General features: G+C 33.3%; 23 protein-coding genes. 5 read left to right on the top strand and 18 right to left on the bottom strand.

The genetic code is table 11. The features are described 5' to 3' along the window. Positions 1-38: 38 nt before the first annotated feature. From PHI38_RS03475 to PHI38_RS03465, 3 genes are all read left to right on the top strand, one after another. A complete protein-coding gene (locus tag PHI38_RS03475) occupies positions 39-728 on the top strand; it encodes a response regulator transcription factor (RefSeq protein WP_299852890.1) in 690 nt (229 codons plus the stop codon). Further along, positions 725-1,975, top strand: coding sequence for an ArsS family sensor histidine kinase (locus tag PHI38_RS03470; protein WP_299852888.1), 1,251 nt, complete (start codon positions 725-727; stop codon positions 1,973-1,975). Before PHI38_RS03475 ends, PHI38_RS03470 begins: the two co-directional genes overlap by 4 nt. Before the next feature lie 107 nt (positions 1,976-2,082). Next, positions 2,083-3,450, top strand: a complete 1,368-nt coding sequence (locus PHI38_RS03465; protein WP_299852886.1) for an OprD family outer membrane porin — start codon at positions 2,083-2,085, stop codon at positions 3,448-3,450. A 399-nt stretch (positions 3,451-3,849) separates the two neighbouring features. Here PHI38_RS03465 and PHI38_RS03460 read toward each other — a convergent pair whose 3' ends face one another. The 18 genes from PHI38_RS03460 to PHI38_RS03375 form a co-directional block, all read right to left on the bottom strand. Next, on the bottom strand, positions 3,850-4,317 hold the full coding sequence (locus tag PHI38_RS03460) for a DUF302 domain-containing protein (RefSeq protein ID WP_299852884.1): 468 nt from the start codon (positions 4,315-4,317) through the stop codon (positions 3,850-3,852). Positions 4,318-4,505: 188 nt separating this feature from the next. Then, positions 4,506-4,976, bottom strand: coding sequence for a nitrous oxide reductase accessory protein NosL (locus tag PHI38_RS03455; RefSeq protein ID WP_299852882.1), 471 nt, complete (start codon positions 4,974-4,976; stop codon positions 4,506-4,508). An 11-nt stretch (positions 4,977-4,987) separates the two neighbouring features. Further along, positions 4,988-5,815 (bottom strand): ABC transporter permease subunit, encoded by an 828-nt coding sequence (locus PHI38_RS03450; RefSeq protein WP_299852880.1) that lies wholly within the window; start codon positions 5,813-5,815, stop codon positions 4,988-4,990. A gap of 12 nt (positions 5,816-5,827) precedes the next feature. Continuing rightward, the gene (locus PHI38_RS03445) at positions 5,828-6,277 is read right to left on the bottom strand and encodes a hypothetical protein (protein ID WP_299852878.1); all 450 of its coding nucleotides are present in this window, start codon (positions 6,275-6,277) and stop codon (positions 5,828-5,830) included. Beyond that, positions 6,264-6,902: an ABC transporter ATP-binding protein gene (locus PHI38_RS03440; protein ID WP_299852877.1), complete on the bottom strand. Its 639-nt coding sequence runs from the start codon at positions 6,900-6,902 to the stop codon at positions 6,264-6,266. The genes PHI38_RS03445 and PHI38_RS03440 overlap by 14 nt, the downstream gene beginning before the upstream one ends. 3 nt (positions 6,903-6,905) lie before the next feature. Beyond that, on the bottom strand, positions 6,906-7,811 hold the full coding sequence (locus PHI38_RS03435; RefSeq protein WP_299852875.1) for a NapH/MauN family ferredoxin-type protein: 906 nt from the start codon (positions 7,809-7,811) through the stop codon (positions 6,906-6,908). A 13-nt stretch (positions 7,812-7,824) separates the two neighbouring features. Then, positions 7,825-8,331 (bottom strand): c-type cytochrome, encoded by a 507-nt coding sequence (locus PHI38_RS03430; RefSeq protein ID WP_299852873.1) that lies wholly within the window; start codon positions 8,329-8,331, stop codon positions 7,825-7,827. A gap of 2 nt (positions 8,332-8,333) precedes the next feature. Continuing rightward, the gene (locus PHI38_RS03425; RefSeq protein ID WP_299852871.1) at positions 8,334-8,918 is read right to left on the bottom strand and encodes a hypothetical protein; all 585 of its coding nucleotides are present in this window, start codon (positions 8,916-8,918) and stop codon (positions 8,334-8,336) included. An 8-nt stretch (positions 8,919-8,926) separates the two neighbouring features. Further along, positions 8,927-9,667 (bottom strand): 4Fe-4S dicluster domain-containing protein, encoded by a 741-nt coding sequence (locus tag PHI38_RS03420; protein WP_299852869.1) that lies wholly within the window; start codon positions 9,665-9,667, stop codon positions 8,927-8,929. A 3-nt stretch (positions 9,668-9,670) separates the two neighbouring features. After that, the gene (locus tag PHI38_RS03415) at positions 9,671-10,888 is read right to left on the bottom strand and encodes a nitrous oxide reductase family maturation protein NosD (protein ID WP_299852866.1); all 1,218 of its coding nucleotides are present in this window, start codon (positions 10,886-10,888) and stop codon (positions 9,671-9,673) included. Positions 10,889-10,890: 2 nt separating this feature from the next. Further along, entirely contained in the window at positions 10,891-11,673 is a 783-nt protein-coding gene (locus tag PHI38_RS03410; protein WP_299852864.1) for a cytochrome C, read from the bottom strand. A gap of 186 nt (positions 11,674-11,859) precedes the next feature. Beyond that, complete coding sequence (gene nosZ, locus PHI38_RS03405) at positions 11,860-14,457, bottom strand: Sec-dependent nitrous-oxide reductase (protein ID WP_299852862.1); 2,598 nt, start codon at positions 14,455-14,457, stop codon at positions 11,860-11,862. A gap of 124 nt (positions 14,458-14,581) precedes the next feature. Then, positions 14,582-15,517 carry a hypothetical protein gene (locus tag PHI38_RS03400; protein ID WP_299852860.1) on the bottom strand — a complete coding sequence of 312 codons (936 nt, stop codon included), beginning with the start codon at positions 15,515-15,517 and terminating at the stop codon, positions 14,582-14,584. Between the two features lie 3 nt (positions 15,518-15,520). Further along, positions 15,521-16,177, bottom strand: coding sequence for a Crp/Fnr family transcriptional regulator (locus PHI38_RS03395; protein ID WP_299852858.1), 657 nt, complete (start codon positions 16,175-16,177; stop codon positions 15,521-15,523). 16 nt (positions 16,178-16,193) lie between these two features. Beyond that, entirely contained in the window at positions 16,194-16,622 is a 429-nt protein-coding gene (locus PHI38_RS03390; protein WP_299852856.1) for a hypothetical protein, read from the bottom strand. 69 nt (positions 16,623-16,691) lie between these two features. Continuing rightward, positions 16,692-17,810: a cell division protein FtsZ gene (ftsZ, locus tag PHI38_RS03385; protein ID WP_299852854.1), complete on the bottom strand. Its 1,119-nt coding sequence runs from the start codon at positions 17,808-17,810 to the stop codon at positions 16,692-16,694. Between the two features lie 9 nt (positions 17,811-17,819). Further along, the gene (ftsA, locus tag PHI38_RS03380) at positions 17,820-19,178 is read right to left on the bottom strand and encodes a cell division protein FtsA (RefSeq protein ID WP_299852852.1); all 1,359 of its coding nucleotides are present in this window, start codon (positions 19,176-19,178) and stop codon (positions 17,820-17,822) included. 1 nt (position 19,179) lies between these two features. Further along, a complete protein-coding gene (locus tag PHI38_RS03375) occupies positions 19,180-20,643 on the bottom strand; it encodes a peptidylprolyl isomerase (protein ID WP_299852850.1) in 1,464 nt (487 codons plus the stop codon). 165 nt (positions 20,644-20,808) lie between these two features. On the opposite strand from PHI38_RS03375, the gene PHI38_RS03370 reads away from it, so the two are divergent. Together PHI38_RS03370 and PHI38_RS03365 are read left to right on the top strand one after the other, a co-directional pair. Continuing rightward, entirely contained in the window at positions 20,809-21,156 is a 348-nt protein-coding gene (locus tag PHI38_RS03370; RefSeq protein ID WP_299852848.1) for a hypothetical protein, read from the top strand. Next, the coding region (locus PHI38_RS03365) for an aminotransferase class III-fold pyridoxal phosphate-dependent enzyme (protein ID WP_299852846.1) at positions 21,153-21,784 on the top strand (632 nt) is incomplete at its 3' end. The genes PHI38_RS03370 and PHI38_RS03365, both read left to right, overlap by 4 nt.

The raw sequence follows: 21,784 nt of genomic DNA, 5'->3' as shown, positions 1-21,784 counted from the left end.
TGCTCTGTAAAACAAATATATAGAGCAAGGTGGCATAAGTGGCACAAGAAAATATTACTGTTTTAATGGTTGAAGATGATGAGATATTAGCAGAGCTAACTTCTGATTATCTTATCAACTGTGGGATAAAAGTTAATATAATCTCTGATCCCACTATAGTAATAGAGCACCTTAAAAATAATAATTATGATCTTATAATCCTTGATTTAACACTCCCAAAAATGGATGGTCTTTTCCTTTGTGAGAAGATATCTGCCTCTTTTGATACGCCTATAATTATCTCCTCCGCAAGGGATGAAATAAGCGATAAAGTTCTCGGCCTTGAAAAAGGAGCAGATGATTATCTGCCAAAACCTTATGACCCAAGAGAGCTGGTTGCTAGAATTCATGCCATGTTAAGACGCAAAAAAACTAATCCACAATTATCAAAAGAAGAGCTCTTTGGAGATTTTAAAATCGATACATCTAAGATGATTATTTACCATAAAGATAACGCTCTAGATTTAACAGTGGCTGAATATGGGCTGCTAGCACTTTTTATCAACCAAAGAGGGATAGTACTTAGCCGTGGAACTATCTTAGATGCGGTTGAGGGCTTAAACTGGGAGAGCGATGAGAGAAGTATTGATGTTATTGTAAGTAGGTTACGAGCTAAACTTCTTGATAACCCAAGAACTCCTACATATATAGAGTCTATCCGTGGGATAGGATATAGGATGAAGAGTTGAATAAAAATTCAATAATTTTAAAAATAAGCCTTTTCTTTTTAGTTGCATTTTTTGCAATGACATTTCTTTTTAAGATGATGTTTGAGTATGAATTTATATCAATCAAAGAAAATTTAAAAGTCCACTATCATCAAGTTGCAAAGTATGTAATGCTTTGGCATATTGGAAAAGAGACTAAAGAGCAGTTTTTACAAAACCTAAAAAAAGAAAATATAGAGATAATCTTAGATAAAGCAATCCATGAAGATATTATAAGAGGTGAAAAATTTGAGACCATCTCTTGTGGTATGCAAAATTTTGATCTATATGAAAAAGATAATTATAGATATATGATTACACCCCAAAGTACTGGGAGTATGATTTTAAAAGATTTAGATACAAAGCCTATAGATGTTTACTATATGTGGTGGTTGTATGTAGCTTTCATTTTAATTTTATTTACGCTTTTTCTCTCAATTGCAATAAGTATATATCCGCTAAAACATCTTCAAATACAGATTCGACGCTTTGGAGAAGGGGATATGGATATAGATTTACTCTCAAGTGGCAAAGATGAGATTGCAGAGGTATCAAATGAGTTTGATAAAGCGGTAAAAAAGATAAAGGCTATGATAAACTCAAGAGCTATTTTTATAAGAAATATAACGCATGAGCTAAAAACGCCAATAACAAAAGGAAGACTCTCTTTAGAGTTTTTAGAGGATTCTCGCACAAAAGATATTTTAAGCAATGTTTTTTTGAGACTTAATCTGCTGACAAAAGAGATAGTGCAGATTGAAAATATAACAGCTTGTGATTGTTATATAGATAAAAAGAGTTACCGCTTGAGCGATATTTTAGATAATGCTGTTGATTTGTTATTTTTAGAGATAGGAAGTATAGATAACAACTTAGAAAATAAAACAATAGAGGCTGATTTTGAGCTAATGAGCATAGTATTTAAAAACCTCATTGACAATGGGATTAAATACTCTAGCGACTCAAACGTATATATAAAATTTCAAGATAACAGTATAAATTTTTATAGTAAAGGTAATACGTTAGAGTCTCCTTTAGAGTACTATACTCAACCTTTTACAAAATGTGATTCAAATATAAGTGATAGCTTTGGGCTTGGATTATATATAGTGAATTATATTTTAGAAAAACATGAGTACTCCCTCTCACATGAGTATAACAACTCTCTTAACTGTTTTAGTATTAATCTCAAAGATGACTCTGTTAACAATTCATTAACAAAAAATTAACATCTAATTTATATTGTTTACTTATACTACAAACATGTAGTTTGAACATATTTTATTTTTATGATACTGTTTAAGCTACAGAATAAAATTAACAAAAAGGCTTATAGATGAAAAAAGCTATAAAACTCTCGCTAGCAGCAGCTCTAGCAGGAAGTGCAATGCTTCATGGGGCAGATATTGACGTAAATGGTTATAAGGGCGGAACTTTAGACTTTATGTTAAAAGGTATCTATGTTATTGATGATAAAAAGAATGGCTGGGCTCCAAATGATGGTGGCGGCTATTTGGTAAAGTTAAAATATGAAACACCAGATACTATAGTAGACAACCTAAAAGTAGGTGTTGGTATGTACGTTAATGGTGATGGTGGCTTAACAGACTGGACTCCAGATGATGGTGGAAAAGCTGCTGGGGGATTAGTTGTAGATAAAGATGGAAAATCAAAAGCTTTAATGGGTGAGCTTTATGTTTCATATAAACATGAGTATTTTGATGCAAAGCTTGGAAGACAAACTCTTGATACTCCACTTACAAAGATTCAAGTATCACTTATGCCAAACTTTTATGAGGCATATATGCTTGGTACAAATGTAATAGATGGACTTCGCTTAACTGCTGGACAGATTACAAAAATGTCTATGGGTTCTCGCGCTGCAACTGACTTTGGACTTATCGGTGAGGGATCAACAACTGGTGGAGCAGCTACTAAGTTTGTTCAACAGGGCGGAACAGTTGAACAAGCAAGATTCCTTAGTATGGGTAAAATTGCTGGACTAACTGGCGATACTGATGGTCGTACTATTTTAGGTGCTACGTATAGTGGTATAAAAAATCTAAAAGCTGATCTTTGGGCTTATCATTCAGATGATGTTGTAAATGATTACTATGCAGAGTTAGGATATAAAATCCCTGTTGTTGATGATATGGCGGTGAGCTTAAATGCTCAGTACCTAATGCAAAAAGACACGGGTAATGCACTAGCTGGCAAAAAAGATTTTAATATGATGGGTGCTAAAGTAGCATTAGGCACTAAGAAGTGGGGTGTATATACTGCTGTAAATAAATCTGGTGATCAAAGTGATACAGCTTCAGAAATGGGCTTTTTTAACGCATGGGGCGCAGATCCAGCTTATACAAGTACAATCTTCTCAAGAAATGCTTATAGAGATGATGTAGAGGCTTATATAGTTGGTGGACACTATATGATCATGAAGGGTATGAAGTTTATGGTTGATTATGCAGAGTATGGCAAATCAGACACAAAAGGGCGAGCAGCGTCTGGACCAACTGGTGTATTGAGCGCAAATGATGATGCTTATGAAATCGATGTTGCTCTTAATTACAAATACGATGAGAACTGGTTCTTTAGAGTATTTAATTCAAGACGCGTAAGTGAGTATAACGGTGTAACAGCTGGTGGGATTACAGAAAGAAGACAAAACCACTATCGTATCGTTGCATCATATACATTTTAATTATTAGTCCTCTCCTATAACATTATCAGGTTAGATAATCTAACTTGATAATAAATTCTCCTAGTTTAAAACTATAGGCTCTCCTCTTTGGGGCCTATATATCCTAAAGTAAAACAAATATAGTAATTTATTACTGTATAGCTATCTAATACACATAAATAAAACACTACTTACTATAATGACTATTTCTGCTTTAGATTAAATAGCAATCAACACTGTATCATGCAGTTATTCACTGTGCTTTTGTAGTTATTGCAACAGTAACTATAAGCTTATTAATAGTCTGGTTTGAAAAGTAAGATGATTTTGCAGTATATAAGAAGTTTATATTTAAGAGAGTTTATTTAAAAAGGGAGACAAACTTCCGCAAAAAGCGAAAGTTTGAAAGTAGATATTTTGTTATTCCATTTCCATTGAAGCTTCAATAGCCTTAGTAACTTTGTTCTCTAATTTAAGAAGAGCTGGATACGCTTTAGAATCTCTAGGAGCTGAAGAAGGGCGAACGTATAAAATAGTTGTAACACCATCTTTTTCAGTTAATGTTATACGAACAGGGCAATATGCCATCATATCAGCATCAGCATTTACAATAGCATTACCAAGCATACCATTACATACAATCATAGTTCTAACAGCGTCTAATTTAGGTCTATTAAAATCCTCACCAAGTTTCTTATCTAAACCTCTCTCTTTAAACTCTGCTAAAATATCTAACTGCCAAACAACTAGAAGTCCTTCTGCTTTAAACTGCTTAAGCATATTTTCTAGAGTTTTCTCAACCCCAACATTGTAAGAAACCTTGTAAACATTTGTTTCTGCGGCCCAAGCTGAGAAAGTTAACAAACACGCCAATAGAATTTTTTTCATAACACATCCTTTAAGTTCTGCCCTGTTTTAGGCGTAATATTTAAACTTCTCTCTCGAGAAATTTATTGTTATAAGTGTATATATTCAGTATAAATGGGATGTTAATTATTTGTTAATAGAGTGTTAATAACCCTTTTTAAAGGCTTATTTTAAGAGTATAAGAGGGTATTGCTGCTTTGAGGGATATCTTAAAGATTATTATTTAGAAGTCTAATTAAAGACTCCTTTACATCTGTGAAGCTAAAAACTCTTTTGCCATTATATTTACTAGCAAAAGCTTGAGCTTCTTCGTAACTTTTAAATGGAACTAAATCATCACCTGCTGGAGACGTAATAGAGCTTCCATAAACATAAAAAGCGCCTTTTGCGTTTATCGGTAGATGAGAGTTGTAGTCAGTAACTAAGATATCTTTGAAATCCTCTTCGCTCTTAACTCCGATATCAAACCAACGTCCTGGCTGATGATAAAACTCAAACATAGATTTTGGACTACTAAAAAATAGTTTTTTTCCATCGGTTAGCTCTATTTTAGATACCCATTGAGGATTTTTATAAACCTTCATTTTTCTGACTAAACACTCACTATCTTTATCATAATCCATTGAATATGAAAACAACAAAGAGCTCATAAGCACCAATGCTAATAGAATTTTTTTCATCTATCTTCTCCTTAAACTAAATCTTTTTTCTTAAATATCATAAATCCAAACCAAGCAAACAGTACGCCTAAAAGTAATGGATAACCAATTGAGAGCAGTACAAAAGCTCTTTGGCTCATCAAATCAAGAATATAATATGCAACAGGACCCATAACAGTAAGCTCAGGGTCAAAGAGTGAAATAGCAGCTACTCTAAATAGCTCCATAGGGTTTATCATCGCTATAAAGATAATAAATCCTTCGTTAAATCTCTGTTGCATCATAAGAGATATAAGTGCTATATCAATAAAAGCAAGCAGAAATATCCAGATAAAAAATGCGATGCCAAGGGCTACTTCTGAGGACTTTACAAAAGAAGAGATAAAAAATGCTATTCCCAAAAATGTACTCGATAGTGAAAAGAGAAGCCCAGTATATAAGAAGAAGATGCTCCAAGGTATATCAGCACCCTTCATCGCGCCATAAACAATAGCAATTATCATAGCAAAAAGTACAGGGATATAAACAGTGATAAATCTGCCTATGATTTTGCCCCAGTAGTATTGTTTTAGTGAGATAGGAAAAGATAACATGTACTCTAGGATGTGGTTATCTCTATCTCCAGAAATTGAGCGAACTGTTGTTATCAAAATAAAAATAGGAAGTATAACAATCGTAATTTGAATATACATAAGTAATAGTCTGCTAAGTCCACTAAAGCCCATAACTTGGGACTCTGTAACACCTGCTATAAAAAATAGAGCGATAAGTCCACCAAAGACGAGTGAGTAGACTAAGAACCATTTTGCTCTGATAGACTCTTTTAAATCTAAGTACGCAATTAAATATAAATTTTTCAAAAAAACGCTCCTTTATTGCCCTAATATCTGTTTTCTAATTTTTGGGTTTGCCATATGCTCACCCCTGAGCATTTTTAGCTCCACTTCATCTGATTTTATAGAGTTACTTACTTCATTTTCATATGCGCCAAATCCATAATTCATGGGTGTTTTATCATTGATAATAAAATAAGCCATCTTAGCATCTATATATCTGTTTGTATCGTTTGAGAAAACTTCTATCTTTTTACCATCCAAAGATATATTTTTCTCTTTTGCCCATAAAACAAGACATCCAAAATCGTCAAAATAGTAGTTTTGAGAAGCATCTTGAAGCTTTGCAGTATGGATGTTTGATGAGGGTAGAGGCATGTTGCATTTTGGGCAACTTTTTTTATTTTCTGAGGTTGTTGCATCTGATGAGCTACATGCAGATATAAACAGAAGAAAAATAAGAGAAGCGATAAAACTAAAAAATTTCATCTGAAATAATTTTTCCCATATCCATATATATCTGTCTATTTACAAGCTCTTGAACCTCTTCTAATCTATGAGTAACAAACAAAAGCGTCTTCTCATCTTCATTTTTTCTAAGAAGTCTGTAAAAATCATCTCTTGCTTTTGGGTCAAGATTTGCTGTTGGCTCATCATAGATGATTATGCTACTTTTTTTTGCCAAACTAATTGCGATAAGAAGTTTTTGCTTCATTCCTCCGCTTAGTTTGAAAAATGATTTACTAAGATTTGCGCTGATATCTAGTTTCATCTCATTTGCATAGTGCTTAATGAGTTCTACTTCAACGTTGGCACTTACACTTATGTAGTGCATAAGCTCTTGGATGCTTAGCTTGATAGGAGGTGGAAGTTGTGGAACAAAACTAATGTCTTGAAGTACCTTAATACGCTCTTTTATCGGGTTTGAACCATTTATTAGAACTTCCCCGCTATCTGGATGATAATAGCCTAAAATAGAGCGTATAAGCGTTGTTTTACCAGCTCCGTTTGCTCCCATTAGTGCAACTGAATCATTTTTTTTGAAACTACAGCTCACATTATCAAGTGATACGTGAGAGCCAAATTTTTTTGTAAGGTTTTTTATCTCTATCATCTGTTACACCAAGTTCTTTAATCTAAAATCAAATTTAAGCGCATCAGAATGGCAAACATCTATACATCTTCCACAAAGTGTGCAGTCTGCACCGGTGATGTACTCTCTTGTTATCCCTTTTTCTTCTCTTTGCTCATCATATTTTGCTCTAGTAATCTCTAAAACCTGATTTTCAAAACAGACATCATGACAAACCATACAGTGGTCACAGTTGTCATTCCACTCAACTCTAAGAGCTGACACTTTGCCTATATAACCATAAGTTGTCCCAATTGGACAGATATATGTACACCAAGCTCTGCGAGAGTAAAAAACTTCCATAGCAAAAACAACCACAACCCATACAAGAGCTAAACTCCACCCATAAGCAACCATACGGCTAAGGATTCCCACAACGTTAAAGGTTTCAAAAACTAAATAACCACTAAAAAAAGAGAGGATTAAAAATATAGCCCAAAATATATGTCTGACTCTATGATCAAATTTTCTCTCTTTGATAATCTTTTTATTTACAAGTGTATTGTGCCATTTCTCGCCTATTTCACTAAGTAGACCATAAGGACAAACCCATGCACAATAGCTTCTTCCACCTACCAATAGATATACAATCAAAATTGTAACTGTTCCAATAATTATATTTACAGGAAGCTCATGAGTAGCTAAGAAAAGCTGCATAGTTGTAAAAATATCTACTAAATGAAACCCTAAAAATCTTGAACCATTAAGTGTTCCCTCTAGTGTCTGTATATCAATGTGAAAAGATAGAAAAAAGAGAAGATGGATAGAAATAATCAAAATCCATCTCTTCATTCTATAGCTAAAAATCTTCTTACCACTTTTTGTTCTATCAAAGAAAGTTGAGAAAAATGAGGAGTGTTTTATGGTCTCTCTATTGTTATATTTATCCATGATACTTCACCTCTTACTCTTGAACTTGAGAAGAAAATGCACCAATCTCATCAGCATAACTTCTTAACTCCTCTTCTGTGGTATTGATTAGAAGTCCCTTCATGATAATGTTTTCTTTTCTGCCTGCTTTGAAATCTATCAAATCTTTGTATAGTTTATCTGCATCTTGTCCATAAAGTTTTGGACCCATAAGTTTTCTTCCGTCTTGTTCTCCAGAGCCATTAGCTCCATGACAAGCAGAACACTTGCTCTTATATGCAACACTTACCTTTACATCACCAACGCTTCCGGCTTTGTCTTTAAGTGCTTGAAGCTGCTCTGAGTCTTTTTCTTCATCGCTTTTTTCTTCTAAAGGCGCTACTTCTGGAGTTGCTCTTTGCATTTGTGTATTTTCATTAGAACCTATGTCGTCTATGACTCTTGAGTACTCTCCGCCATGATACGCTCTTCCTATAGAAGCAGTATAAGCCATTAAACCAATAATAAATAGTGTTAGTGTTGCTACAATAATATTTTTCATATCTATTTTTTCATCTCTTTAATTTTTTTGTTAAATTCATAAATTTCATCTGCCAATGACCTTATCTCAGCTGTATCCATCTGACTAACAAGATCTTTCATAAATACATTTTTAGCAGAACCATCTTTAAATTTTGAAATCTTTTCAAATATGAAATCTGCATCTTTACCTAGAAGTGATGGCCCGATAACACCATTTGCATAATCATTATGACATGCAGAACATTTTACGATAAAGTTTTTGCTTAGTCTTTTAACAATCATTGAGATTTCTACGCTCTCATAAGGGCTTCTTACATGCAGATTTGCATCAATAGGAGTTCTTGGGTTTGATTTTGCAGAAGTATCGCTAGAGGCTTGCTTATTGTAGTCATAGTAGTATGAACTACTCTGATTTGTGTCACTCACTTTTTGAGCAACCTTTATATCGAGCGCATTTTCATTTTTTACTACTTCAATATTTTGCGCAGAGGTTATTTCATTTGCAGAGACGCTTTTTTTATTCTCTTTATCCGCATTATCACTACAGCCACTAAATAAGCCAAGTAAAACAATTGTAGAAGCTAAGATTATTTTATCTATTTTCATTTTTTACCCTAATTTTTATATGTATAAAATTGTTCATAAGTAACTCTAGGTTTTACAACTATAGAAGGTATATAGGTTGGACAAACTTCTTGACAAACTCCACAGCCGATACAACCATCATATATCTCAGGTCTACTTCCACCGCCACTATCTTTAACCATCGCAATTGCGCTAAGTGGATTTGGAATAGGGCACATGTCAGCACACAAAGTACAAGGCTTACCCTCATATGAATCAAATTTTTCTAAAAGCTCACTCTCAAGCTCATTGGTATTTACGACACTATTAGTAAATTTATGCATTTGCATATTGTAGCCCTCTGGAATAGGCGTATTTGTCATAGCAATACATGTGTTTGGGAACTCTAAAACAGCTATTCCCATTTTAATATCTTGAGGTTTTTCGCAACTATGATCAAGTGCTCCACTCGGACATGCAAGTACACAAGGAACGGCGCTACAAGCATAGCAACCTCTCTCGTTTGCATCAATATATGGAGTTCCTACTCCATGACCGTTTATAAAATCAGAGAGCTTTATAGAGTGATAAGGGCAAACTTGAAGACATTGGCCACATTTTATACATAGTGCTAAAAATTTTTTCTCATCAACTGCACCGGGTGGTCTTAATCTATTTTCTGCCTTTAAGATATATGGAGAAAAAACCATTCCCCCACCTAAAACAAGTCCTAAAACGCCTAAAGTGGAGTTTTTTAAAAACTCTCTTTTATCTGTTTTAACTGTTTGCAAAATTTATCCTTTAACTTTAACTATCGGCTCTTTGTCTTCAAACAAAAAGAGCGGTTTTGTAAATGGGGCTAACTTTGCTAAAAAATTAAGCAAAGAAATAACTGGTGAGCCATAAAAGAACTTTACATCGGGATTGTAAACCCAGAGTTGATCTGCGTATTGATAAACCTTGTGAGGCGTATCTCCTATGTTATCTCCATCTTTGTCAAATCCTTCATAATTATCCCAATAATTTCTAAGTATTTCATTATTGTAAGTTTTACTAGATCTGCCATCATTTACTACATCTTCAATATTGCCCATTATTTTATTATTCTTAATAATATTGTTTTCACTAAGTGAGTGAAAGTGAAGCGCTTCAGCGTTGTATAGTATATTATTGTCTTCAATCCAGTTGTTTGTATCTGGCTCAAAAGGTGATCTATCTATATACATCCCTTGCGCACAATAGAGTATAGTATTGTCTTTGATTGTAAAGTTACTAACCTCTTTTATACCTATTCCCATACCAGTAGCACCCAGAGAGCTTTTTATAATATTGCCAGTCGCTATAGTATCTTTAGAGTACATAAAAAATATGCCAACTGAGTTGTACTGGTATCTATTGTTTATAACATGATTTTTACCAGCATACATAAAATGCAAAGAGTATCTACAATGTTCACCAAAATTATCTTCAATTGTATTTCCATGGCTATACCATACAACCATGTCACGAGAACGAATGAGAGAGTTTTTCTTTATGATATTGTCATTGCTATACCAGAGTCTTAAGCCATCCCCTCTTAATCCTAAATCAAAATCTTTAGAAGTTATAGTGTTATTTGAAATTATTGAGTTGCTTACCATCTGTAAATCTATTCCAAAGAGGCAATCATAAATAATACAATCACTAACTTCGCACTGTTTTACTTCGGAGAGAACTATAGCTGCGTCAATATTCTCGTGTCTATCACCACTGCCAATTATCTTTAGATTTTTAAGTGTCACAAAAGAGCTTTTAACTTTGATGACAGTGCCTTTGCCCTCTCCATCAATTACTACACCAGACTCTTTACCTATAATAGTAAGTGGTTTGTCAATGATAATATTACCTTTATAAACTCCAGCTGGAAGCTTTAAAATTGAGCCACTTGGTGCGTTATCTATAGCTTCTTGCAAAACATTTGCTTCAAGAAGCGGTAAAAACAGAACCAATAAGGCGAATATTAACTTGAACATAATTACTGATTTAACTCTTTGAGAGCTTTTTGTTTTGCAAAAAATGCAAGTAGACTAAAAAGTCCGATTGCTACAATGAGATAAAAACCAATTGATGGATATGAGTGCGTTGTAAACTGAGCAATTTTACCATCTCCAAAAACTGTAGGCATGAAAGGCTTTATCTTAAATGCGCCCCAGTCATGAAGGTTGTGCCCAAACCAGTAGAGCCAGTAAGAGTAATCAGCAATAAAAAGAATTGGAAGAGATGCAGGAACTAACATAATATAGTTTAATATTTTTTTATTATATGCTATAAAAAAGATCATTCCAATAGAAAGTGTTAAAAGAGCATATATGCCAATTTCTCTCTCAATAATTCCACCTATCCACATAGGATCCATACCTACGTAGTGGTTGATTGTATTCATCTCATGTACTTCTCCGCTATATCCATCAAAATGAAAATATACTGGAATTCCATCTGGAAACGCTTCTTTAGGATAGTTTGGAGCTTCAAGTGATACAGCCCAGATAGGAAGTGATGCAACGCCTATCTCTGAAGCAGATGATATCATCTCATCTAAGTTGTTATATGCCTCTTTTGGTGTTGTTACACTTTTGTATCTACCTTGGTTATAAAGGTTCCATATGTTTTTAGTAAAAGATGAAATTTCATCTTTTTTTCCAGTATCAATTTTGTTTAATGTTCCATGAAAAGCTATCATAGGAAAGGTAAAAGATAGTGATAAAATTATAAGTGCCAGTGTTGCAAAAACTCTTGCTTTAATAATACTTTTATGCATAAAAACAGTTCCTTTTAAATAAAATAAAACCTGAAAGTTAGTGCAAACCCTCAACTTTTGCTTTAAATAGTATTATATAATAAAATTTATTTCATAAGATTAAATTATAGATTTTTTAATTTTTTCAGATAAAAAAAGGGAAAGAATTTTCATTCTCCCCCTTAATACACCCTTTATTACAATATATTAGAATAGATTTGCGTTGTCATCTATCCATTTTAGGTATTCAATAATACTTTTAGTCTCTTTTTCACTCATATGCTGGTTTGGCATACTTAAATTAAAGTAGTCAATCATACCTTTAACGTAAGGGTCATCATACATTTTTTCAGGATTCATAATAAAATCTTTAACCCATTTTTCTCCATTAGCACCATGTCTTTGAAGAACACCTGTTAAGTCTGGGCCAGATGAAACTTTACCGATAACATGACAACCGCCACAACCACCTTCTCCAAATGCTTTTTCACCAGCAGCAGCAGCAGCTGATTGTTTTGTAGCAATAAGTCTTACAAGAGTGTCTTTTGCTCTAATACCAACGTCAGCTGTTTTAACCATAAGCTGCCAAATCATACCCTCAAAAAGAATAGCTTTTTCCATATCACCATCTTTGATAGCTTTATCAGCTAATTTTTTCTGCTGTGGAATTTGATTATATTGAGCAAAAGCATCACTTACAAGTTCAGATACAGCTTTATGTTTTTCGTATTTGTTATCTTTTAAGAACTTAACAACAGACTGTATTACAGAATCAGTTGCAGCATTTGTTGCAACAACTTTGTCATATTCAGCTTTAAGCTGTTCAGGAGTCATTGTCTGCATCTTCATTTTTTGAGCACTTTCGTACTTCTTATTTGGGTCTTTAACCATCATATAACCCATCATCTCTAGGTGAAGCGCAGAACAAAACTCAGTACAATAGTAAGGGAAAACTCCCTCAATATCAGCAATGAATTTTAGACTTGAAGTTTTACCTGGCTCAAGTGATGTATGAATGTCGTAGTTATCTATCGTAAATCCGTGAGCTTGATCTTGCGCGCGCTCTAGGTTTGTAAGATAGAATGTTACTTCATCGCCTTTATTTAGAGTTATTCTCTCAGGGTTGATATGTGAGCGAACAACAGTAGCATAAATCTTAACTTTGTTTCCGTTTCTCTCAATTCTCTCTTGACCAGCAAGTGTTTTACCTTCGTGAATCTCATCAGTTCTAGTGTTTGTACCCATAGGGTATCTTACATGTCCATGAAGTTTTTCAGCGCGAATTGCAACAGCTTGGTGAGGCTCACCAAGAGGTAGAGGCATATCAACTAAAAGGTCCATTTTTTTACCGCTAATATCTATTAACTGGTGATTTTGTGGGTGTAGAGGTCCAACATTTTGGAATCTATCAAGTGCTAATTTATTTAAAGAAATAATATATTTTCCTTGAGGATCAGCAGATTTGCCTTCCATTCCACATAAGTGACCAACGTTATAGTGAACGTTTACTTTGTCTATTACTTTAAGTGTTTTGTAGTTCCATTTTACAATTTGACTATCAACATATAAAGATGTATAAATCTCACCATCTACGTTTGAGTATTGGTTATGCAATGGCCCAAGACCAAGCTCTGCTTGACCATGAAGTGATTTCTTCATATCCAAAATAGGAATACCATATGGATCTTTTCCAACATACTCTTTAGAATCAATAAGCTTCTTTATTTTACTCCATTTAAAAACTGAAGCATGAGTATCTAGCTTACCACAAACAGTGATGTACTCACCATCTGGAGAAACGTCAACACCATGAGGAGATTTTGGCTCTGGGATTAGGAATAATGCATTGTGTTTAACAGCAATATCCATAGGAATAACTCTATGATTATTTATAACTTTTACGTTTTTAGGATCTTTTGCAACTTCTGCAAGTTTTTTCCAGTTATATACGTGTAAAAAGTCAGTGTCATTTCTACTCATACCAGCTTCGTTTGGTGGCATGCCAACTTCGATTCCACCTGTGTACATCTCAGAGTTAAATGAGTTAGTAAAGCCCCATCCATCAGATGCGCCTTTACCTGAATCACTCAAATCTTGCATATATGGAGGCATTTCAATAGTAAAAGACTCTTTTTCGTTGATTTTACCTTTTTTGGTATCAAATCTCCACATAGTAGCCCCACCACGATAAACTTCTTTGTAGTTTTCAATTGGATGGTAGTTATTATCAAGAGGAGCAGCGTATTGACATGCTTCAATAATATAATCACTGTTTTGAGTAAAGAAAGCGCCACCATGAGCTGATTTAAATACTGGGTTTACAACAATTTGTTTTGTTTCAAAGTCAGCTAAGTCAATAATAGCAATACGAGGATTTGCTTTATCATTGATAGCTAACCATTTACCATCATATTTTCCATCTTTTTCTGAAAGAGCAGGGTGGTGAGTATCTCCCCAATTGATCTCTCTTCCTCTTACATTACCCTGTCTTAGAACTTTCTTTGACTCTTCGTCAAATCCATATCCTTGCCAAGGCTCAGGTGTAAATACGCCAATATATTTTAAGATTCTCATTGATGGAACGCCATAAACAATAACTTGTCCAGCTTGACCTGCTGAACTAAATACAACGAACTCATCTTTTACGCCTGATGGATTGTAAGTTTTTGCAGCGCGGACTACATCTACTTCACTCAGACCTCTTGCTTTCATAACTTTTTCTAGTTCACCATCAGCCAACGACGCAGTAGCGACTACAGATGCACCAATAAGAAATGAAACAAGCTTTTTGGAATGCTTAGTCATTTAATCTCCTTTAAATCATTTGAGAGGTTAGAAAATTACTCAAATTATGGACATGATATTAGAATAAAAAGATTTGCGAAAGTTTGACTAGTGTCAAATAATTGAAGTAATTTAAAAATTTAAGTTAAGATTTTGTATATAAAATTAAATTGTCTAACTCATTTTTTAGATTTTTTAATTTTTTCATAGAAGAACCTAGCTCTTCAAAAGATTGTATGATGGCATCTTCTTTGTCTCTAAGCTCTTTATTCATTGAATCTTCATTCATAACATAAATTAATTCTACTAAATTATCTATATTTTTCTCGACAATTTCAAGTGATTTATATGTATGTTCCATTGAGTTTGAAGAAGATTCTATGGAATCATTTATTTTTTGTATCAAAAAATTAAAATTCTCTTTTGCTTCAAAAATATCGTTATTGCTCTCTTGTATATCAAGTGGTTTTAAGGCTTTAATAGAAGAGCTTGAGATAATCTCTTTAGAGGTAAGAAGAAATTTTTGTACAAAATTCATTACCGGTTTTAGCTGTGTAAATAGATATAACAAAAGCAAAACTAATACAAAAAAGAGAATATATTGGATAAGTTTATAGCTGTTTTGTGTGTTGTTGAAGAGCTTTATTTGCTGATTTATAAATATATCACTCTCTAATATAAGCTCTAAATTTATATTATAAATCTCTTTAATCTCTTTTTCTATCATTATATTTGAGTAGATTGACTGACTCTTTAGAAGATCTCTAAAGTTTTGAACATGTAAGTAAAATTTATTCCATAATTTTCTTATTTTTTCATTTTTTTGTAATCCAATATCTTCTTTATTCATAGTCTCAAAAAACATTTTAATAGAGCTGTCTAATTTTTCAAGAGAAGTATTTTGGTGTCTATAAGAGTAAAAAATATTTTTAGAGATCTCTTGTGTAAAATTTTTCTGTATATTCATAACAGCAAGTGTCTTATTGTGCTCAGAGATACCTTTTGAAGTATAATTAAATATAAACGCTAGTGCTAGTGAAAATGAAAATATAAACGCACCTGTAATTTTTATCTTTTTCATGTTTTACTCCTCATAAACCAAAAGTAGAGCTTCTTTGTCTAATATAGTTATCTTTGTATTTTTAGAATCTATTATATTGTCTCTTTTTAATCTGTTTAAAACTCTTGATAATGTTTCAGGTTGAATATTTAAAATAAGAGAAATCTCTGTTCTCTTAAGAGAATTAAACATCTCTATATCATCATGAAGCATCATAGCAACCTTTGCTACAGATGTAAATATAAACTCTCTATTTATAAGTGATTGCAACTGTTGAGATTTTAAAATTATCTCATTTGTAAATTCTAAGCAGAGGTGCCCTTTAGATAAAAAATGTTCTTTAAATTTTTTGTAATCAATGATGAGTATTTTTGAGTCTTCTATAAGTGAGACGTTTGAAAAAGATATAAGAGTCTCTTTTTTTAAACTTGAGATATCAGAAAGTAGTGATGGAGCATAGATATAGTGAAGAAATATTTCATTATTGTGCTTATCGATTTTATAAGCTTTTGCAACGCCCTCTAGTAAAAAAAGTAAAGAACTGCTCTGAGTTTTTTCATAATGAACAACATACTCTTTATCGTACGCAGTAACTACACTAAAAGATGCTAGTAGTTCTAGCTCTTCATTACTAAGCGATGAAAAAAAGTCTAAGGATGAGATTATATTTTTTAAGAGCACGTTTTTACTTAATTACTCAAAGATTAGAACAACTTTTGTGGTCTATATCAAACCTAAATAACTCAACTTTACTCTTTGCGCTGTTATAAACATATGAAATTGTAATTTTTGCTTCTAAGAAACGTTTAAAGCTTCTACAAACACCTACAGTTACAGCCTCTTTCATTCTACTATGATCCTCTTTTTTAATCGTCTCATCGCTCTTTGGCGTTGCATCAATTTCAAAAATATAGAGTAGAGCATTTTCTTGTGATTGAATTTTTACAAGTTTTGTATGTTTGTCTATTGTTTGTGGAAGAGTTTTTGATAGTTCATCAGCTGCAAGTTTAGTTATTTGAGTGTTTTGTGTTTGCATACTTTTTGTTGAGAGTTCCTCACTTCTTATATCAGAAGCAAATAATATAATAGGGGATAAAACAGTTAAAAAAATAGGTAAAATTTTCATATTTTCTCTTTTTATATTGAAAATAGCCCCATATATATGGGGCTTAAGGGGAAGATGTGGAAGATAAAATTAATCTTGTTGTATTCTCATGTAAGAAGGAATATCTAAATGGCTACTATCTAAATCTCCACCAACAACAAGTCTTGGACGTATTTTTTGAACATGTGAAGAAGCTTCACTTACAAAATTTTCATTATTCGTTACAGCTTTTAAATCTTTTTCAAATCCAGTTGCAATGATAGTTATTTTTACATAATCCTCAGGAAGAGAATCATCTGTTGATGTACCAAATATTACATCAGCATCTTCATGTGCGCTCTCTTGAACAACAACCATAGCATCTGAAATTTCCATCATTGGGAAGTTTGGATGCATGTTAAAGTGTACAAGTACACCCATTGCACCATTTATTGAAACATTGTCAAGTAGAGGAGATTCAATTGCTGCTTTGATAGCTTCATAAGCTGCATTTTCTCCCTCATGTTCACCTACACCCATAAGTGCCATGCCTTTATGGCTCATTACTGTTCTTAAGTCTGCAAAGTCAAGATTGATATCTGCTTCTCCGTTTGATAGGATAACACCAGCAGTTCCACTAACAGCTTGAGCTAAAACACCATCGACTATCTTGAAGCTGTCTTTTATGCCAAGTTTTCTATCAATTATTGAGAGAAGTTTATCATTAGGTATTACAACTATAGAATCACTCTCTTTTTTAAGCTCTTCAAGTCCAGCTTTTGCAAGTTTTAATCTTTTTGGAGCTTCAAACATAAATGGCTTTGTAACGATAGAAATCGTTAGCGCATCAACTTCTTTAGCAATTTTAGCAACAACAGGAGCAGCGCCAGTACCAGTTCCACCACCAAGACCAGCTGAGATAAATACTATATCAGCACCTTGAAGTGCATTTTTAATCTCTTCATAACTCTCTAGAGCAGACTCTCTACCAATTTCAGGTTTCATACCAGCGCCAAGGCCTTTTGTAAGCTTTGTTCCTATCTGAATGGTTGTTGCATTAGTAGAATCTTTTAAGGCTTGAGCATCTGTATTTATCATTATCATCTCAATACCAGTAACGCCATTTTTAATCATATGACTAATCATGTTTCCACCACCGCCACCAACTCCAACAGCTACAATTCTTGCTCCACTAACTTTACACGCTTCTTCAATTAAAAATGGTTCCATATCTTCTCCTTAAAATAACTGGGTAGCCCAGTTCCAAAATTTGCTAAACGCGCCAGCTTCGTCTTTTTTCTTCTCTTTTTTTAACCCAATATTTATCATCATCGACTCTTGTTTATCTTGCTCAAACGGTGGAGTTGGAATTTGAGTATCTTCTCTTAAGTTGATACTATGCTGCTCTTCAAACACCTCATTTGAGTGTCTTACTCTCTTATTTACATCTATCTCATAAAGAGTATAGGCAGAAGCGGCATAAATAACAAGCCCAATCGCGCTAGAGTACTCAGGCGAGCGAAGGTTATCAAAGAGTCCGTGCATCTCTTTTGGTTTTGCAAGTCTAACTGGAACCGAACCAAAAGTAGCAACTGCTAACTCTCTGATTCCTTCCATTTGAGAAAAACCGCCAGTTAGTACTACACCAGCTCCCATTTTATCTTTAAGCCCGCTATTTTCAATAAACTGAGCTAAGATCATTAGAGTCTCTTCAACTCTTGCATAGATAACATTATGAACTACTTCAAGTGATACTTCGTGTGTTGTATTCTCGTTGCCTATGATAGGAATCTCTATCAAATCATTACTTGGTGCTAAGAGTGATCCATAGGTAAGTTTTACGTTATCAGCAACGTTTAAAGGTGTATGTAGAGCCATGGATAAGTCACTTGTTACATGGCTTGAACCAACACCTAAAAAGTCATTGTATCTTATTGAATTTCCTGAGTGAATAACAATGTTACTTGTATTGCCACCCATATCTATAAGTGCTACTCCTAACTCTTTTTCATCACTATTCAATGTAGCTATAGAAGATGCATATCCAGTTAAAACTATGTTATCAACTTCAACGCCAGCGCCGCGGACTGCTTTTCTTAGGTTATTAAGGTTTGATTTTTGTGTTGTTATTATATGTGTATCAACTTCAAGTCTTGAAGCGTTCATTCCAAGTGGATCTTCTATGTAGTCTTGATCATCTACTTTGAAGTTATAAGGGAGTGCATGAAGTACTTCATACTCATTTGGTATATTTGCGTTATAAAGAGAAGCTTGCATTACACGTTCAATCTCTTTAAAGCTAACTTCTTTGTTTTGAATATTAACTATTCCGCTTGAGTTTAAACTTTTTGTATAAGCTCCAGAAATAGAAACAATTGCTGATTTTACTTCTGTTCCTGATACACGCATAGCATCGTTTAATGCAGTTTTTATAGACCTTGAAGCAAGTTCTATATTTGTAATACTTCCTCTTTTTAGACCTTGTGCTTTACAAACACCAGCTCCTGTTATAGATATTGATTTATCATTAGCAATTTCAGCAATAATTGCGCATATTTTGGTTGAACCTATATCTATGGCTAAAACAGTTCTGCTCAACTTATATTCCTTTGATGAAAATCTCAGTTTTGTACTTGTTTTGAAGGTTTTTTATTAAGCCTTCATTGAACATAGCACTTTTTAATCTAACAATTGGATTGTTTGGATTAGTGTTAGTGTTGTTGAGCAATTTTTGTTCCAAAACGTTATACATAACAACAGTTCCACTCTCTAAATTTATATATCCTCTTCTATTTTGCGACGTAAATAAGAGAGATAAAAATTCATCCGCTTCATCCTTAGTTAGATCTGTTAGTAAATTAGAATCATTTGCTGTTATAAAATCGGTTGTTTTCCCATTAAATGTAGCAAAAGAGTTCTTTGCTAGCTCTACAAGTTTTGCGTTTTTTTCTTCACTTAGATATATAGGTAATAACTCTTCTTTAGCCTCTTCAAAACTTTTTGGTTTTGCTGGGTTTATAGTTAGAAGCTCAAATGTATAGTAATCATCTCCAACCATAACAGGTTTTGAAAAAGGAGCTGCAGATGTAAGTTTTGAAATAACCTCAAGTGCTTCGATACCAAAACTATTGTTTGAAGCAGAGACAGTTGCGCTTTGTAACTCTGAAGCGTCAATCTCTCCTTTTTTATATAAAACATATTTTTTTAGAGCCTCTTTTTTAGACTCTTTAGCATCTAACTCAGATTTAATTTTTTCTTTTGCTTCTTCAAAAGGGATGATTTTGCCATCACTATCTTTTAGAGAAGGTCTGTTTTCAACGTAATACTCATTTAATACTGCATCATCATACTCATTAGATACTTTTTCATGTTTTATATATTTTATGTCATAACTAACTTCACTCATAAAGTTTTTTTGTATATTTTGCCAAAATGATTTTAAAGATTCATCTGATGTATCAAGAGTGATTTGGTTTGCATTTAACACTTTGTAGTTTATTTTATCTGCAATGCTAATTGCAGTATCTAAGATTTTTTGCTCACTCTCTTTTATTTCAATAGGTAAAAGAGAGAGAGTTTTTTTAATCAAAAGTTCTTTTTTTACATCAGCTTCAAACTCTTTTACTTTAATATTGTTTTTAGAGAGAACATCTTTGTAAAGCTCTTTATCAAAAGCACCATCTTTTAAAAAGTACTCTTTAGATGTTATCTCATTTAAAAGCTCTTCATCACTTACTTCGAGGCTATATGATTTTGCTAGATTTAAAACAAGTGCTTGTTGTGTTAGAAAATTTAGAGCCTGAGACTGTAGTCCAAAACTTTTCGCCTTTTCTTCATCAAATTCTCCTTTGAACATCTGTGAATATTGAGCATAAAGATTTGAGTAACTTTTTTGAAGTTCACCCATTGTTATCTCAACACTTCCAACTTTTGCTACAGCACCTGCTTTGTCTCCATAATTGTATTGACCCCAGCCAACAAAACCAGCTCCAACAAAAGCAATAGTAGAAATCCAGATAGTAATTATGAGATATTTTTTATGTTTTTGCATCCATGTAATCATTGAATATAGAGCCTTGTGAGTGATATTTGTGTAATTTTAGGTAAATTCGTATTAAACCTTGATAAAGAATAGTTATAGCTGTAGAAAATAGTTGGCTGAATAAACTAAGAGAATTGTAAATCTAAAAATTGTAGAATACTTCATATATCGTAAAAAGGATTTTTGATGAAAAATATTGAGAAGTATTTAAATATTAAAGAGAAACTTCCAAAATTACCAGAAGTGCTTTTAAACACCATCCAATCTGATGTTTTAGAGCTTAATAAAGTTGATAGAACATGTGAAAAATATCTTAATTTAAGTACAAGAATCCCTGAAATTAAAGAGGCTCACTATGTTATTTTTTCAAAGTATGTTGATAAGTCAGACCATAAATATGAAAAATTTATCTTCTTGGGAATTGATGGCGAAGAACTATTTGATGTTAGTGGCTTAGAGATAGACTTATATGGGCTACTTATTTGTGTTGATTTAAATGTTACAGATGAGTATAAAGCAGTATCTTCTAAATGAATAATGAGGAGCTAAAAAAGAGAGATTTAGCTGTTCTATGGCACCCTTGTACTCAAATGAAAGACCATGAAACACTTCCTCTTATTCCTATAAAAAAGGCACACGGTGTCTATTTGGAAGACTTTGATGGTAACTTGTACATAGACGCTATTAGCAGTTGGTGGGTTAATATCTTTGGACACACTAACAGTTATATAAATAAAAAGATAAAAGAGCAGTTAGATACTCTCGAACATGTAATACTTGCTGGATTTACACACGAGCCAGTTGTTAGACTCTCTGAGCGGTTAGTCAAACTTACCCCCAAAGGGTTAGAAAAATGCTTTTATGCTGATAATGGCTCAAGTGCAGTTGAAGTTGCCCTAAAGATGAGTTTTCATGCACATAAAAATAATCTAAAAGAAAAAAATATTTTTGTCTCACTTAAGAACTCATACCACGGAGAGACGATTGGCGCGCTTAGTGTAGGAGATGTAGAGCTTTATAAAGAGACATATAAACCACTTCTAATTCAAAGCATCCAAACTCCTGTACCAAAAGATATGAGTATAGAAGCAGCAAGAGAAGCTGCATCTGAGTTTGAAAAACTGTGTGAAAAAAGAGCAACAGAGATTAGTGCAATCATCTT

Origin of the sequence: Sulfurimonas sp. (assembly GCF_028694895.1) — a bacterium.
Taxonomy (GTDB): domain Bacteria; phylum Campylobacterota; class Campylobacteria; order Campylobacterales; family Sulfurimonadaceae; genus Sulfurimonas.
The sequence above is the reverse complement of the archived record's forward strand: the minus strand, read 5'-3'. Positions and strand labels throughout refer to the sequence as shown.